Source organism: Citrobacter sp. RHBSTW-01013 (genome assembly GCF_013781985.1).
Classification (GTDB): Bacteria; Pseudomonadota; Gammaproteobacteria; order Enterobacterales; family Enterobacteriaceae; genus Citrobacter; species Citrobacter braakii.
The window spans coordinates 3157144-3171477 of the sequence record NZ_CP056185.1 but is presented as its reverse complement, the minus strand read 5'-3'; the positions used below and the strand labels follow the sequence as shown (position 1 = coordinate 3171477).

General features: G+C 49.1%; 17 protein-coding genes and 1 tRNA gene. 12 read left to right on the top strand and 6 right to left on the bottom strand.

Going from position 1 to position 14334, the window contains the following annotated elements:
* Nucleotides 1-13: 13 nt before the first annotated feature.
* The 6 genes from putP (at nucleotide 14) to phoH (ending at nucleotide 6355) form a co-directional block, all read left to right on the top strand.
* The gene (gene putP, locus HV350_RS15375; protein ID WP_016152586.1) at nucleotides 14-1522 is read left to right on the top strand and encodes a sodium/proline symporter PutP; all 1509 of its coding nucleotides are present in this window, start codon (nucleotides 14-16) and stop codon (nucleotides 1520-1522) included.
* A 214-nt stretch (nucleotides 1523-1736) separates the two neighbouring features.
* On the top strand, nucleotides 1737-2570 hold the full coding sequence (gene efeU / locus HV350_RS15370) for an iron uptake transporter permease EfeU (protein ID WP_019076441.1): 834 nt from the start codon (nucleotides 1737-1739) through the stop codon (nucleotides 2568-2570).
* 58 nt (nucleotides 2571-2628) lie between these two features.
* Nucleotides 2629-3756 carry an iron uptake system protein EfeO gene (gene efeO / locus HV350_RS15365; protein ID WP_016152589.1) on the top strand — a complete coding sequence of 376 codons (1128 nt, stop codon included), beginning with the start codon at nucleotides 2629-2631 and terminating at the stop codon, nucleotides 3754-3756.
* Between the two features lie 5 nt (nucleotides 3757-3761).
* Nucleotides 3762-5045, top strand: a complete 1284-nt coding sequence (gene efeB, locus HV350_RS15360; protein WP_181628839.1) for an iron uptake transporter deferrochelatase/peroxidase subunit — start codon at nucleotides 3762-3764, stop codon at nucleotides 5043-5045.
* 246 nt (nucleotides 5046-5291) lie between these two features.
* Nucleotides 5292-5588 (top strand): hypothetical protein, encoded by a 297-nt coding sequence (locus tag HV350_RS15355; RefSeq protein ID WP_016152591.1) that lies wholly within the window; start codon nucleotides 5292-5294, stop codon nucleotides 5586-5588.
* The gene (gene phoH / locus HV350_RS15350; RefSeq protein ID WP_016152592.1) at nucleotides 5567-6355 is read left to right on the top strand and encodes a phosphate starvation-inducible protein PhoH; all 789 of its coding nucleotides are present in this window, start codon (nucleotides 5567-5569) and stop codon (nucleotides 6353-6355) included. The genes HV350_RS15355 and phoH overlap by 22 nt, the downstream gene beginning before the upstream one ends.
* 57 nt (nucleotides 6356-6412) lie before the next feature.
* Here the strand turns inward: phoH and HV350_RS15345 are convergent, their stop codons facing one another.
* A complete protein-coding gene (locus HV350_RS15345) occupies nucleotides 6413-6781 on the bottom strand; it encodes a hypothetical protein (RefSeq protein ID WP_181628837.1) in 369 nt (122 codons plus the stop codon).
* A gap of 187 nt (nucleotides 6782-6968) precedes the next feature.
* Nucleotides 6969-7056, bottom strand: a tRNA-Ser gene (locus tag HV350_RS15340).
* A gap of 235 nt (nucleotides 7057-7291) precedes the next feature.
* Between HV350_RS15340 and ghrA the strand changes: the two genes are divergently transcribed.
* From ghrA to HV350_RS15320, 4 genes are all read left to right on the top strand, one after another.
* A complete protein-coding gene (ghrA, locus tag HV350_RS15335) occupies nucleotides 7292-8230 on the top strand; it encodes a glyoxylate/hydroxypyruvate reductase GhrA (protein ID WP_016152594.1) in 939 nt (312 codons plus the stop codon).
* Between the two features lie 86 nt (nucleotides 8231-8316).
* A complete protein-coding gene (locus HV350_RS15330; RefSeq protein ID WP_016156173.1) occupies nucleotides 8317-9054 on the top strand; it encodes a phosphatase in 738 nt (245 codons plus the stop codon).
* 23 nt (nucleotides 9055-9077) lie between these two features.
* The gene (locus tag HV350_RS15325) at nucleotides 9078-9632 is read left to right on the top strand and encodes a molecular chaperone (RefSeq protein ID WP_016152596.1); all 555 of its coding nucleotides are present in this window, start codon (nucleotides 9078-9080) and stop codon (nucleotides 9630-9632) included.
* A 101-nt stretch (nucleotides 9633-9733) separates the two neighbouring features.
* Complete coding sequence (locus HV350_RS15320; RefSeq protein ID WP_016156175.1) at nucleotides 9734-10216, top strand: DUF1097 domain-containing protein; 483 nt, start codon at nucleotides 9734-9736, stop codon at nucleotides 10214-10216.
* 47 nt (nucleotides 10217-10263) lie between these two features.
* Here HV350_RS15320 and csgG read toward each other — a convergent pair whose 3' ends face one another.
* The 4 genes from csgG to csgD are packed head-to-tail and all read right to left on the bottom strand — an operon-like array spanning nucleotide 10264 to nucleotide 12609.
* Nucleotides 10264-11097 (bottom strand): curli production assembly/transport protein CsgG, encoded by an 834-nt coding sequence (gene csgG, locus HV350_RS15315; protein WP_181628835.1) that lies wholly within the window; start codon nucleotides 11095-11097, stop codon nucleotides 10264-10266.
* 25 nt (nucleotides 11098-11122) lie between these two features.
* Nucleotides 11123-11536 carry a curli production assembly/transport protein CsgF gene (csgF, locus tag HV350_RS15310; protein ID WP_016152599.1) on the bottom strand — a complete coding sequence of 138 codons (414 nt, stop codon included), beginning with the start codon at nucleotides 11534-11536 and terminating at the stop codon, nucleotides 11123-11125.
* Nucleotides 11537-11561: 25 nt separating this feature from the next.
* On the bottom strand, nucleotides 11562-11954 hold the full coding sequence (csgE, locus tag HV350_RS15305; RefSeq protein ID WP_016152600.1) for a curli production assembly/transport protein CsgE: 393 nt from the start codon (nucleotides 11952-11954) through the stop codon (nucleotides 11562-11564).
* A 4-nt stretch (nucleotides 11955-11958) separates the two neighbouring features.
* Nucleotides 11959-12609, bottom strand: a complete 651-nt coding sequence (gene csgD / locus HV350_RS15300; protein ID WP_003036091.1) for a biofilm master transcriptional regulator CsgD — start codon at nucleotides 12607-12609, stop codon at nucleotides 11959-11961.
* Between the two features lie 759 nt (nucleotides 12610-13368).
* Between csgD and csgB the strand changes: the two genes are divergently transcribed.
* Both csgB and csgA read left to right on the top strand, forming a co-directional pair.
* Nucleotides 13369-13824 (top strand): curli minor subunit CsgB, encoded by a 456-nt coding sequence (gene csgB, locus HV350_RS15295; RefSeq protein WP_019076446.1) that lies wholly within the window; start codon nucleotides 13369-13371, stop codon nucleotides 13822-13824.
* Nucleotides 13825-13864: 40 nt separating this feature from the next.
* Nucleotides 13865-14314 carry a curli major subunit CsgA gene (gene csgA / locus HV350_RS15290; protein WP_016156176.1) on the top strand — a complete coding sequence of 150 codons (450 nt, stop codon included), beginning with the start codon at nucleotides 13865-13867 and terminating at the stop codon, nucleotides 14312-14314.
* Nucleotides 14315-14334 lie beyond the last annotated feature (20 nt).

Sequence of the window (14334 nt, the reverse complement as noted above, 5' to 3'; positions counted from 1 at the left end):
TTGGAGAGTTTTGATGGCTATTAGCACACCGATGTTAGTGACATTCTGTGTCTATATTTTCGGCATGATATTGATAGGGTTTATTGCATGGCGTTCAACCAAAAACTTTGACGATTACATTCTGGGTGGACGCAGTCTGGGTCCATTCGTGACCGCGTTATCCGCCGGGGCATCTGACATGAGCGGCTGGTTGCTGATGGGCCTGCCTGGCGCGATTTTCCTGTCGGGGATTTCAGAAAGCTGGATCGCTATTGGCCTTATTTTGGGTGCGTGGATCAACTGGAAACTGGTGGCCGGACGTTTACGCGTGCATACCGAATACAATAACAATGCGCTGACGTTACCGGATTACTTTACCGGTCGCTTTGAAGATAAAAGCCGTATTCTGCGTATTATCTCCGCGCTGGTTATTCTGCTGTTTTTCACCATCTACTGTGCTTCCGGTATTGTGGCAGGGGCGCGTCTGTTTGAAAGCACCTTTGGCATGAGTTACGAAACAGCGCTGTGGGCAGGGGCGGCCGCGACGATTATTTATACCTTTATCGGTGGTTTCCTGGCGGTAAGCTGGACCGATACCGTCCAGGCCAGCCTGATGATCTTCGCCCTGATCCTGACGCCGGTGATGGTAGTCATTGGCGTGGGTGGGTTTGACGATTCGCTGGAAGTGATTAAACAAAAGAGCATTGAGAACGTGGACATGTTCAAAGGGCTGAATTTTGTTGCCATTATTTCCCTGATGGGCTGGGGTCTGGGCTACTTCGGGCAGCCGCATATTCTGGCGCGCTTTATGGCGGCTGATTCTCACCATAGCATTGTTCATGCTCGCCGCATCAGTATGACCTGGATGATCCTGTGTCTGGCAGGTGCAGTTGCCGTTGGCTTCTTTGGTATCGCTTACTTTAACAACAACCCACAGCTTGCCGGTGCTGTTAACCAGAACGCCGAACGCGTGTTTATTGAACTGGCGCAAATCCTGTTCAACCCGTGGATTGCCGGTATTCTGCTGTCAGCGATCCTCGCTGCGGTGATGTCGACTCTGAGCTGCCAACTGCTGGTGTGCTCCAGCGCAATTACCGAAGACTTGTATAAAGCGTTCCTGCGTAAAAATGCCAGCCAGAAAGAGCTGGTATGGATTGGTCGCATCATGGTGCTGGTTGTGGCGCTGGTGTCTATCGCGCTGGCGGCGAACCCGGAGAACCGTGTGCTTGGTCTGGTAAGCTACGCCTGGGCCGGCTTTGGCGCGGCGTTTGGTCCGGTGGTTCTGTTCTCCGTAATGTGGTCGCGTATGACGCGTAACGGCGCGCTGGCCGGGATGCTCATCGGTGCGGTGACGGTAATCGTCTGGAAGCAGTTTGCCTGGTTGGGTCTGTATGAAATCATCCCGGGCTTTATTTTCGGCAGCATCGGTATTGTGGTCTTCAGCCTGTTGGGTAAAGCGCCTTCAGCCGCTATGCAGCAACGTTTTGCCGAGGCTGATGCGCATTATCACACAGCTCCGCCATCACGTTTACAGGCAGAGTAATCCGCCTCGCTCCTTAAGCCCGCCGCGTGCGGGCTTTTTTATTTGTCCCCGCTGCAAAACCGCCCTAATCGTTACCCGCCTAACTGTTTACATTAAGTCATCATTCTCAAAACATTCTGCTTGAGTTTTTCTGTGCTGTAATGATAATCACTATCACTGTAATTTACTTTTCTTTTCATCAATTGACTGAGAATAACGTTTAAGGGTTCTTCGCATGTTTGTTCCATTTCTTATTATGTTGCGCGAAGGGTTAGAGGCCGCGCTGATAGTCAGCCTGATTGCCAGCTACCTGAAACGGACTCAGCGTGGTCGATGGATTGGTGTGATGTGGATTGGTGTTCTGCTGGCGGCGGCGTTATGCCTGGCGTTAGGCGTTTTCATCAATGAAACCACCGGTGAATTTCCGCAAAAGGAACAGGAGCTGTTTGAAGGTATCGTGGCGGTCATTGCCGTGGTGATCCTCACCTGGATGGTGTTCTGGATGCGTAAAGTTTCGCGCAACGTCAAAGTCCAGCTTGAACAGGCTGTCGATAACGCGTTGCAACGCGGCAATCATCACGGCTGGGCGCTGGTAATGATGGTCTTTTTTGCCGTTGCCCGTGAAGGCCTGGAATCGGTGTTCTTCCTGCTGGCGGCATTCCAGCAGGATGTAGGCATTTGGCCACCGTTAGGTGCGATGCTGGGGCTGGCCACCGCAGTGGTACTGGGTTACCTGATTTACCTCGGCGGCATTCGCCTCAACCTCGGGGCATTCTTCAAATGGACCAGCCTGTTCATTTTGCTGGTGGCCGCTGGTCTTGCCGCTGGGGCCATCCGCGCGTTCCACGAAGCCGGGTTATGGAATCATTTTCAGGATGTGGCGTTTGACATGAGCAGCGTGCTTTCAACGCATTCGCTGTTTGGCACATTGATGGAAGGTATTTTCGGCTATCAGGAAGCGCCGAGCGTCAGTGAAGTCGCCATTTGGTTTATCTACCTGATTCCGGCATTGATTATGTTTGCACTGCCGCCGCGTTCAGGCACTACGGCATCGCGTACCGCACCCTGATAAAAACGCGATGCAGAATACTCCTTAGTTACAACATACTTATTTATAGGGATAGGTTATGACGTTTAATTTTCGCCGTAGTGCGCTGCAGTTGGGTATTGCCGCGCTGTTTGCCTCCGCTTTTTCTGCACAAGCCGCCGATATCCCGCAGGTGAAAGTCACGGTTAACGACAAACAGTGTGAGCCGATGACGATCACGGTTAACGCTGGGAAAACGCAGTTCATCATCCAGAACCACAGCCAGAAAGCGCTGGAGTGGGAGATCCTTAAAGGGGTTATGGTGGTTGAAGAACGTGAAAACATTGCGCCGGGCTTTAGCCAGAAAATGACAGCTAACCTGCAGCCTGGTGAATATGATATGACCTGCGGTCTGTTGACCAACCCGAAAGGTAAACTAATTGTAAAAGGTAGCGCAACGGCGGATGCCGCGCAGGGCGATGCTCTGCTGAGCCTAAGTGGCGCAATTACCGAATACAAAGCCTATGTGACAGCCGAAACTGCACAACTGGTTGCGGGCACCAAAGCATTCACCGATGCGATTAAAGCCGGCGATCTGGAAAAAGCGAAATCGCTGTATGCGCCAACCCGTCAGCATTATGAGCGTATTGAACCGATTGCTGAACTGTTCTCCGATCTCGACGGCAGCATCGATGCACGTGAAGATGATTATGAGCAAAAAGCCGCCGATCCTAAATTCACCGGCTTCCACCGTCTGGAGAAAGCGTTGTTCGGCGACAACACCACCAAAGGCATGGACAAGTATGCCGACCAATTAAACAGCGATGTTCTTGACCTGCAAACGCGTATTAGCGAGCTGGCCTTCCCACCGTCAAAAGTGGTTGGCGGGGCCGCAGGACTGATTGAAGAAGTCGCTGCCAGCAAAATCAGCGGAGAAGAGGATCGCTACAGCCATACCGATCTGTGGGATTTCCAGGCCAATATCGATGGCGCGCAGAAAATCGTCGATCTCCTGCGCCCTCAGTTACAAAAATCCAATGCTGAGCTGTTGGCGAAGGTGGATGCGAACTTCAAAAAAGTCGATACCATTCTGAGCAAGTACCGTACCAAAGACGGTTTTGAAACCTATGACAAACTGACCGACGCCGATCGCAATGCGCTGAAAGGGCCAATCACGACGCTGGCGGAAGACTTGTCGCAATTACGCGGTGTTCTGGGTCTGGATTAAGCAAAATGCAGCAAGATAATGAAAACGGTGTGAGCGAACCTTCACGCCGACGTTTACTGAAAGGGATGGGCGCCCTGGGTGGGGCGCTGGCGCTGGCGGGGGGATGTCCGGTTGCCCACGCGCAAAAACCACAAAGCGCGCCGGGAACGCTGTCCCCTGATGCGCGTAGTGAAGCGCAGCCGTTTTATGGTCAGCATCAGGCAGGGATCCTGACGCCACAGCAGGCATCGATGATGCTGGTGGCGTTCGATGTTCTCGCCAGCGATAAGGCTGATCTGGAACGCTTGTTCCGCTTGCTGACCACCCGATTTGCGTTTCTGACCACGGGCGGGCCGGCGCCGGATACGCCGAACCCGCGTTTACCCCCTATGGATTCCGGTATCCTCGGCGCATACATTGCGCCAGACAACCTGACGATGACGTTGTCAGTCGGCGCCTCGCTATTTGATGAACGTTATGGCCTGAAATCGCAGATGCCGAAAAAGCTACAAAAAATGACCCGCTTCCCGAATGATTCGCTGGATGCGGCGCTGTGCCATGGTGATTTGCTGCTGCAGATTTGTGCCAACACGCAGGACACCGTTATCCATGCACTGCGCGATATCATTAAACATACGCCCGATCTCCTTAGCGTGCGCTGGAAACGTGAAGGGTTTATTTCCGACCATGCCGCGCGCAGCAAAGGCAAAGAGACCCCGGTCAACTTGCTTGGCTTTAAGGACGGCACCGCGAATCCGGACGCGACGGATGCGAAGTTGATGCAAGACGTGGTGTGGGTTACGGACGGGCAGGGCGAACCTGTCTGGGCGCAAGGTGGTAGCTATCAGGCCGTCAGGCTCATTCAGTTTCGCGTCGAGTTCTGGGATCGTACGCCGCTGAAAGAGCAGCAAACGATATTTGGTCGAGATAAACACACCGGCGCGCCGCTGGGTATGCATCACGAGCACGATGTGCCTGACTATGCCAGCGATCCCGAAGGTGAGGTGATTGCGCTTGACAGTCATATCCGCCTGGCGAATCCGCGCACGAAAGAGACCGAGTCCAGCCTGATGATGCGCCGTGGCTACAGCTATTCGCTCGGTGTGACCCCATCCGGTCAACTGGATATGGGACTGTTGTTTGTCTGCTATCAACACGATCTGGAAAAAGGCTTTTTGACTGTGCAGAAACGCCTCAACGGTGAAGCGCTGGAAGAGTATGTCAAACCAATTGGTGGGGGCTACTTCTTTGCTTTGCCGGGTGTCAAAACCGCAGATCAATATCTGGGACAGTCTCTACTCGAAGCCTGATGATTACGCCCCGTTGTACAGCGGGGCTTTTCCTGACATCTGTATGAATGAACAAATTATTTTTTATGATCGGTACGAGACCGAAATAATTCTGTCATCTCTCTGCAAGAGACTGTCTCTGGTGATTAGATAGAATTTAAGTTAACAGCAAGTAAAAATATTGTTGCATTAACGAAAGATTATGATGTAATTATAAGAAACAGCGGTAGTTCCCGGCGGTGATAGTCGTTCACTATGGAGATCGCGATGGAAAAGTCCTGTATTGGACACATTTTTCACAGTAGCTGCAGTACGTTACGCGGACGTTTCTCTTCCGGTAGCCACCTCGTCACCGCTAAATCTCTCTCCCTTTCACTTCTTATCTTCGTAACTGACACCTTGTACGGTGCGCGTAGCCGTGTGTGGCGTCTTATCCGAAAGCAAGCAATGGCTTACAAGGAAGCCAACCCTCAGATGTTCGTGCGCATAATCGTGCCGCCAACGGCGCGTGTGATGTATACCTACAACTCAAGGTGCTATCCATGGGAAGACAAAAAGCAGTGATCAAAGCTCGTCGTGAAGCAAAACGTGTGCTGAGGCGGGATTCGCGTAGTCATAAACAACGTGAAGATGAATCGGTCACCTCGCTTGTGCAGATGGGCGGCGTAGAAGCGATTGGTATGGCGCGTGATAGTCGCGACGCCACGCCAATCACGGCGCGGAATGAAGCTCAGGCCCAGTACCTGAATGCTATCGAGAGTAAACAGCTGATCTTCGCTACCGGTGAAGCCGGGTGTGGTAAAACCTGGATCAGCGCGGCAAAAGCAGCAGAGGCCCTGATCCACAAAGACGTGGACAGGATCATTGTAACCCGTCCAGTTCTGCAAGCTGATGAAGACCTCGGCTTCTTACCTGGAGATGTTTCCGAGAAGTTTGCGCCTTATTTTCGTCCAGTGTATGACGTGCTGGTGAAACGTCTGGGCGCCTCCTTCATGCAATATTGCCTGCGGCCTGAGATTGGTAAGGTGGAAATCGCGCCATTCGCTTATATGCGTGGACGCACATTTGAAAATGCAGTGGTCATTCTTGACGAGGCTCAGAATGTTACTGCAGCACAGATGAAGATGTTTTTGACTCGCCTCGGGGAGAATGTGACGGTGATTGTGAACGGGGATGTGACCCAGTGCGATCTACCCGCCCACGTTCGCTCAGGGCTAAGCGATGCGCTGGCCCGTTTCGAAGAAGATGATATGGTTGGGATTGTTCGTTTCAATAAAGACGATTGCGTCCGTTCGGCACTCTGTCAGCGGACGCTCAATGCTTACAACTGATAAGTACTCCGTCTTCAAGGCCCGGGAAACCGGGCTTTGTTATTTGACGTCAGCAGATTACTTTCTTTTGCTGCTCCAGTAGTTGGCGCAGGCCTGGTCAAACAACTGGTTATTTTCGTCTATTTTCTTTAGCGCTTGTGCCAGAAAGGTCAGCAGGTCATCCTTATAAATCCCGCCTACCGTAATTTCTTTTCGTAAGATCCCATTGCTGGTGTAGGTTTTTTTAATGGTGACGTTATGCCTGACGTTGCAAATAACCGTTCGCTGATACTCTTCGTAGAATCGGCTGTCAGGATCGAAAAACGTATTTATTTCATTCGGTGTACGTTTGAGGATTTTTCGCGAGAAAACCTTCAACGGAATAAATCCTGCTTCGTCTGCCTGCGACATGAGCTCATCCAGCAAAGTTCCTTCTATGTTTAACATGCCGTTATTTTCCTGATTGCTTGAGAAAGCGGTAGTTACAGCATAAGAGTGGTTTAGATAATGTGCAACGGGGCGGGGGATGATGCCTGATAGCACGTTGCTTATCAGACCTACAGGTTAACGCTATTCAGGACGGCTCACATGCGAAAAAAAAGCCCGTACTTGCGTACGAGCTCTTTCTCGAATATGGCGGTGAGGGGGGGATTCGAACCCCCGATACGTTGCCGTATACACACTTTCCAGGCGTGCTCCTTCAGCCACTCGGACACCTCACCATATTGTTGTTCCTGTGCTACCGGAACGGGCGCTAATTTAGGGAAATACCGTTCCGGCGTCAATCAACTTTTTGAAAAAAACGTGCATTTACACAAACTTCAATCAATATGCAGCTTAAATAAGCGGGAATTGTTTTTTTTGCCAGCACCCTAAAATTTGCTACTCTGATGTTCCCTCGAAAAATGATGATTATAAGTGCGAGTACGTTCCGCATAACAATGTTCAGGAGACGTTATGGATATAATTTTCTATCACCCAACATTCGATACAACCTGGTGGCTTAATGCGCTGACAAAGGCCATACCTGGCGCGCGGGTCCGTGAGTGGAAGGCAGGTGATAATGCGCATGCTGACTACGCGCTGGTCTGGCATCCTCCGGTTGAAATGCTCGCCGGACGAAAATTAAAAGCCGTATTTGCGCTGGGTGCGGGCGTCGATTCTATTCTCAGTAAACTAAACGCTCATCCGGAAATGTTGGATGCGTCGATCCCGCTTTTCCGTCTGGAAGATACGGGGATGGGCCTGCAAATGCAGGAATATGCGGTTAGTCAGGTATTGCACTGGTTCCGTCGCTTTGATGACTACCAGGCATTAAAAAACCAGGCGAAATGGCAACCGTTGCCAGAATATACTCGCGATGAGTTTAGCGTCGGGATCATGGGCGCTGGTGTTTTAGGCGCAAAAGTTGCAGAAAGTCTGCAAGCATGGGGGTTCCCGCTACGCTGCTGGAGTCGTACGCGTAAATCCTGGTCTGGTGTGGAAAGCTTCGCCGGTACCGAGGAACTGGGCGCGTTTTTGAGTCAAACTCGCGTGCTGATCAACCTCCTGCCTAATACGGCAGAAACCGTAGGCATTATTAACGCTGATTTACTCAGCCAATTGCAGGATGGCGCTTACGTGCTCAACCTGGCGCGCGGCGTTCATCTCAATGAAGACGATCTTCTGGCATCGCTGGACAGCGGCAAAGTGAAAGGTGCCATGCTGGATGTCTATAGCCGTGAACCGCTGCCGGAAACCAGCCCGCTATGGAAACATCCGCGTGTGGCAATGACGCCGCATATCGCCGCGGTAACACGCCCGGCAGAGGCGGTGGACTACATCTCCCGTACGATTTTGGACCTGGAAAGTGGGAAATCCGTAACGGGTCAGGTCGATCGCGTTCGGGGATATTGATGGTAACCCGGCAAGTGCCGGGTTTGAGCTAATAAATGGCGACGATACCTGCTATCCTTGACGGAAAATGACTACAGGAGAGAGTTATGTATCCCGTTGACCTGCATATGCATACCGTCGCCAGTACCCACGCCTACAGCACTTTAAGTGATTACATCGCTGAAGCCCATCGCAAAGGCATCAAGCTGTTTGCCATAACCGATCATGGACCGGACATGGCGGATGCGCCTCATCACTGGCACTTTATTAATATGCGCATTTGGCCTCGTATCGTCGATGGCGTAGGGATCCTGCGCGGTATCGAGGCGAATATTAAGAATATTGAAGGCGAAATCGACTGTTCAGGTCCGATGTTTACTTCCCTGGATCTCATCATTGCGGGCTTCCATGAGCCAGTTTTTGCACCTCACGATAAAGACACCAATACCCAGGCAATGATAGCCACGATGGCCAGTGGTCACGTGCACATCATCAGCCATCCGGGGAATCCCAAATATCCCGTTGATATCACAGCGATTGCGCAGGCGGCGGCAAAATACCAGGTCGCGCTGGAAATCAATAACTCCTCGTTTTTGCATTCGCGTAAGGGGAGTGAGGACAATTGTCGCGCGGTCGCTGCGGCAGTGCGTGATGCCGGAGGCTGGGTGGCGTTAGGATCGGATTCACATACCGCTTTCACACTGGGTGAATTTGGTGAATGCCGTAAAATTCTGGATGATGTAAATTTCCCGGAAGACAGAATTTTAAACGTCACCCCTAAACGCCTGCTGGCGTTTCTGGAATCGCGAGGCATGGAGCCGATCGCGGAATTTGCTGAACTGTAATTGTTACTAACTGGAATATATCAATGAACGAGTTTTCTATCCTGTGTCGTGTACTGGGCTCGCTGTTTTACCGCCAACCGCAGGACCCTTTACTGGTTCCTCTGTTTACCCTGATTAGTGAAGGTAAACTGTCCGCCAACTGGCCGCTGGAACAGGACGAACTGCTCACTCGTCTGCAGAAAAGCTGCGATATGCCTCAGCTGGCTGCGGATTACAACGCGCTGTTTGTCGGCGACGAGTGTGCGGTGCCGCCTTATCGTAGCGCCTGGGTAGAAGGGGCGAAAGAATCCGATGTTCGTGCTTTTCTTTCTGCCCGCGGAATGCCGCTGGCAGATACGCCTGCAGATCATATTGGCACGCTGTTGCTGGCGGCTTCATGGCTTGAAGATCAGTCTGCGGAAGATGAAAGTGAAGCACTCGAAACCTTGTTTGTGGAATACCTGTTGCCCTGGTGTGGCACGTTCCTTGGCAAAGTTGAAGCGCACGCAAACACACAGTTCTGGCGTACCATGGCACCGTTAACGCGTGATGCCATTGGCGCGATGTGGGACGAATTGCAGGAAGATACTGAAGAATAAATGTGATTTAGATCTCATTAAACTGCAACTCAAATTACATCATTGCATGAATTGTGTGCACGATCTCATTCCCATGCCGTTTTTCTGCTAAGATACGCGGCATGAACATACTTCTCTCAATTGCAATCACAACGGGCATTCTCTCTGGGATTTGGGGATGGGTGGCCGTATCTCTTGGTTTACTCAGTTGGGCTGGCTTTCTGGGCTGCACGGCCTATTTTGCCTGTCCGCAGGGTGGACTGAAAGGGCTGTGGATCTCGGCGTGTACGCTGCTAAGCGGTGTGGTGTGGGCGTTGGTGATTATTAACGGTAGCGCGCTTGCCCCGCATATGGACATTATTGGTTATGTCATGACGGGAATTGTCGCGTTTCTCATGTGTATTCAGGCAAAGCAATGGTTGCTTTCATTTGTGCCGGGCACCTTTATTGGCGCATGCGCAACGTTTGCAGGGCAGGGTGACTGGCAGTTGGTCGTGCCTTCTCTGGCGCTGGGGCTGGTATTTGGCTATGCGATGAAAAACAGCGGATTGTGGCTGGCATCTCGTCGTGAGAATCGGCTATCGTCGACGCTGACCAGTAAATAAAAAAAGCGTGAGGGTTTTCCTCACGCTTTTTATGCTGTATCGACCACTCAGGATTCCGGAGGTACCGACAAATGGCGGTATTTAACCAGGATGTCATTATCAACTTGTTTCTTATCCTGCAAATCCCACAATCCGCGATCAATCCCGTCATTAATCAGGAAGATAACGCCGGTTTCAATTGCTGACATCAGACAAAGCATAACCGGTTCGTTAGAGGTGTAGCCAATTTCACCTTCCAACAGTCGCTGGTAGTCAATGAAGCGGAATACCCCAGCCTGCACTTCATAAGACAAGATAGTTTTGCTGGTATTCACCGATGAGAGGATTACACCGGTACTGACGTTAACTACGCGCAGGTTGACCGCTATCTGGTCGAGCTGGTACTGCGTATCGGCGCCAATACCGAAATAGCGCGCACCAACGCCACCCGATTTAACGTTGCTTTCATAACCAATAATTGACCCTTCTACCATGATGTTTGCCGCGGTCAGAGACTGCAGAGGGATCCGGTTATTAATGGCAACTGTGCCGTTTTCCTGAGCTGCACGAATGATTTTTCGTTCGTTAAGCAAGTTTTGCAATCCCTGACGTTCCAGCGGAACGAACCAACGAGAATCCTTCAATGCGGTGACAAGCATCGCTGTGGCGCTTTGCGGGACGGCGGTTGAGAAGTTACTTGCCGGATAAGGTTTAAACTGGCCAGTCTCATCCTGAATATTGTATACCGAGACAAATATCTTACCTGTAGGCATGGGCAGGTGCGTCAAGTCTTTATAGCTTTGGGCTCGGGGCATTAATGTCGGCTTAGCGGCTTCTTGCGGCGGGGCTGTTAAACATCCGCTGAGTAAAATTACTGCCACCATGATAAGTAAGCGCTGCATGATTTTTTCCTTTCGTGGCTATAATTTAGAAATCGGTCGACTGATTTTGTAAACCCGACACTTCAATAGTCGACGTTCTCCCCGTTTTCCTGTCCGTGACATTGAGTTGCAGTTGTCCATCCCGGTTGGCGATATCAACGATAAAATCGCTGGTTACCATCCTTCCCGGCTTACCGGTATTGATATTGGTAAGTAAGCCACCGAGTATTTGTGACTGGATCGCCTGGGTAAAGTTATCCAGCGCTGTTGGGGTTTCAATCCCGTAGTCGCCGGCACTCGGATCTTTATACGAGTTTTGCGCCTGGGCGCTGTTCAGTAAAAAAGAGCCGTTATTTGGGTTACCACCAAAGTTAGGGTTGCGGAACTGGAACGTCATATTTCCGGCCCAACTTAATGGTGAAATCAGCATGAGCAAAACCACTGCATGTTTGACACGCATGAAAGCCTCCGGACAAAATCATGTTTTAGAATTCATCGCGCGCTAAATCGCTCGTGCTTAATAGTGTTTGATCTATTTGCCGACGATTTAATGCTTCCTCAGTTTCTGCCAATGCAAAGACCACAATTTTGTCGAAGTCTCTTTTCGTCGGGAATAAAAAAGTCTGGAAGATAACGTCCTGATTGACCGTTATGGTGATCCAACTTCCCCAACGTGCACTGGGTCTTTCATTAATGGTTAAGTTTCCTGTGTACTTACTTTCCCACTTGTCACTAAAGGCCCGGTAAAAATCATGGCCAATGGAAGAGACAGTGTGGTCGGTTAACAGTCCGGGAACCTCCACCTCTACAGCCGCGTGTAGATTCCCGGCAGCAAGGAACAAATTTGCTGCCACAATCCAGGTCAAATAGCGTTTCATGGCTTTATCGCCTGAGGTTATCATTGGCCCACGAGACCGCCTGCGTACGATTTTTGACAGCTATCTTTTTGAAAAGATTATAAAGATGTGTTTTCACCGTATTTTCACTAATAAATAGTGAACGCGCGATTTCAATATTTGAGGCGCCGATACGCAGTTTATTAAGGATCTCTTTTTCACGGTGCGTAAGTAATGCCGACTCCGTGCTGTTATAGCGGTAGTTCCCGGAATGCGTGATCAGGTAGCTGGCAAGCTTTTGCGAAAAGTAGCATTCGCCCCGCAACACACCCTGCAAACCGCTGACTACACGCTGCTCATCTTCAGTTGCGTAAAATACCCCATTGATATGCGGCCAGTTTTCAATATCCCGGTAAGGATAATCATCTGGAGTATTCAACAATAAAGTTTTTATATTGTTGTTTTTTCTGCTCAAATTATCTTGCCAGTAATGGATCAGTTTTTTATCTGCCTCCATCATATCCAGTAAAACAATGCAGCTGGAGGATATATCATCCAGAGAACGTTGAATATTATGTAGTTTTCCGGTTAACGCCAGCGATTGCTTTAAATGCTGTAATAACGCAGTTGCCTGCAGGGATGGTTTAGTGATCAACAATAATGTATGACCATGAATACTATGGACTTCATTAAACATGATGAAACTCCACTTTTTTAGTCGCACACCTGACAGTTGCCTCTACTAAAATAGAGGCACCAGAAGTACTGACAGATGTTGCACTGCTGTGTAGAAATAAAACTTCGACCCAACGGGGTGAAAATATTAAAACAAATGGACTTCAACTGATTTCAATCTAGCTATTACAAATCTTAAAGCAAGTGTTAAACATGTTACATAATGTAAATTTATATATTAAAATGTGATTTTTTCGTTTTTGTGGAGTTTAGATTTGATAGTAAAGTTGTACATTTTAGCGTTACTGCATAGATTTAAAAAATCATACAAATTATAATATCTTATTGAATTTTAAGAGATAAAATTATAATTAGATGGTTTTAGATTTCTAATGAATTTTGATTTTATGGTCTCACTTTAAGTTGAACAATTTTAGATAGAAAAAAATGACACTTGTCACGACTTGTACCGAGGACAATCCCACTACCGTCTGCAAGGCCCAGAAAACGCGGGAAACGCGTTTTTTTGTTACTGCATAGAAATTCAGTCATTGGGTTACAAAAGAAATAAAATCCAGAGCTATAACGGTGTTAATTGCGGTTAATTAGTACTTTGGGGTGAATCTGGATATAAAAATACAACTGGTGGGTGAGTTATTTAAAATGTTTCAACGGACATACTCTTCATCGTAACGTGGCGTTAACAAATGTAAGTCACGTTAACAATAATTTGAGTGGTAAATAATTTAACCTTATGTACGACCAGGTCCAGGGTGACAACATGAAAAACAAGTTGTTATTTATGATGTTTACAATGCTGGGTGTGCCTGGGATTGCATCCGCTACAAGTTATGATTTAGCTAACTCAGAATATAACTTTGCGGTAAATGAATTAAGTAAGTCTTCATTTAATCAGGCAGCCATTATTGGTCAGGTTGGCACTGCGAACAGTGCAAATACTCGACAGGGGGGCTCGAAGTTATTGTCGGTTATTTCGCAAGAAGGTTCTGGTAACCGAGCGAAAACAGACCAGACGGGGTCATATAACTTTGCATATATTGATCAAACGGGTAGTTCCAATGACGCGAGTATTAAACAAGGTTCATACGGTAATACGGCGGTAATTATCCAGAAAGGTTCTGGTAATAAAGCCAATATTACTCAGTACGGTACACAAAAAACAGCAGTTGTGGTGCAGAGACAGTCGCAAATGGCAATTCGCGTTACTCAACGCTAATCCATTAACGACGATTAAATCAATCCGATGGGGGTTTACCATGAAACTTTTAAAAGTGGCAGCATTCGCAGCAATCGTAGTTTCTGGCAGTGCTCTGGCTGGTGTTGTTCCGCAATGGGGCGGCAATCATCATGGTGGCGGTAGTAATTATGGCCCAGACTCTTCACTGAGTATCTACCAATATGGGTCAAACAACGCTGCGAATGCTCTGCAAAGTGATGCGCGTAAATCAGATGTCACCATCACACAACAGGGGCGCGGTAACGGGGCTGTAGTTGGTCAGGGCGCTGATGACAGTACCATTAGCCTGAAACAGACTGGCTTCCAGAACAATGCCACTATCGATCAGTGGAATGCTAAAAATGCTGATATTAGTGTAACCCAGTTCGGTGGCCGTAACGGTGCGTTGGTTAATCAGACCGCTTCTGACTCCAATGTGCTGATTCAGCAAGTTGGCTTTGGCAACAACGCTACAGCTAACCAACACTAATTCAGTTTTCTGACTGATAA

Coding starts and splice junctions, on each gene's coding strand:
- HV350_RS15355 (WP_016152591.1), top strand. CDS start 5,292: ATGGAAAAGTCCTGTATTGGACACATTTTTCACAGTAGCTGCAGTACG.
- efeU (WP_019076441.1), top strand. CDS start 1,737: ATGTTTGTTCCATTTCTTATTATGTTGCGCGAAGGGTTAGAGGCCGCG.
- ghrA (WP_016152594.1), top strand. CDS start 7,292: ATGGATATAATTTTCTATCACCCAACATTCGATACAACCTGGTGGCTT.
- phoH (WP_016152592.1), top strand. CDS start 5,567: ATGGGAAGACAAAAAGCAGTGATCAAAGCTCGTCGTGAAGCAAAACGT.
- csgE (WP_016152600.1), bottom strand. CDS start 11,954: ATGAAACGCTATTTGACCTGGATTGTGGCAGCAAATTTGTTCCTTGCT.
- HV350_RS15345 (WP_181628837.1), bottom strand. CDS start 6,781: ATGTTAAACATAGAAGGAACTTTGCTGGATGAGCTCATGTCGCAGGCA.
- HV350_RS15320 (WP_016156175.1), top strand. CDS start 9,734: ATGAACATACTTCTCTCAATTGCAATCACAACGGGCATTCTCTCTGGG.
- csgD (WP_003036091.1), bottom strand. CDS start 12,609: ATGTTTAATGAAGTCCATAGTATTCATGGTCATACATTATTGTTGATC.
- csgB (WP_019076446.1), top strand. CDS start 13,369: ATGAAAAACAAGTTGTTATTTATGATGTTTACAATGCTGGGTGTGCCT.
- efeB (WP_181628839.1), top strand. CDS start 3,762: ATGCAGCAAGATAATGAAAACGGTGTGAGCGAACCTTCACGCCGACGT.
- csgG (WP_181628835.1), bottom strand. CDS start 11,097: ATGCAGCGCTTACTTATCATGGTGGCAGTAATTTTACTCAGCGGATGT.
- HV350_RS15330 (WP_016156173.1), top strand. CDS start 8,317: ATGTATCCCGTTGACCTGCATATGCATACCGTCGCCAGTACCCACGCC.
- HV350_RS15325 (WP_016152596.1), top strand. CDS start 9,078: ATGAACGAGTTTTCTATCCTGTGTCGTGTACTGGGCTCGCTGTTTTAC.
- csgA (WP_016156176.1), top strand. CDS start 13,865: ATGAAACTTTTAAAAGTGGCAGCATTCGCAGCAATCGTAGTTTCTGGC.
- efeO (WP_016152589.1), top strand. CDS start 2,629: ATGACGTTTAATTTTCGCCGTAGTGCGCTGCAGTTGGGTATTGCCGCG.
- csgF (WP_016152599.1), bottom strand. CDS start 11,536: ATGCGTGTCAAACATGCAGTGGTTTTGCTCATGCTGATTTCACCATTA.
- putP (WP_016152586.1), top strand. CDS start 14: ATGGCTATTAGCACACCGATGTTAGTGACATTCTGTGTCTATATTTTC.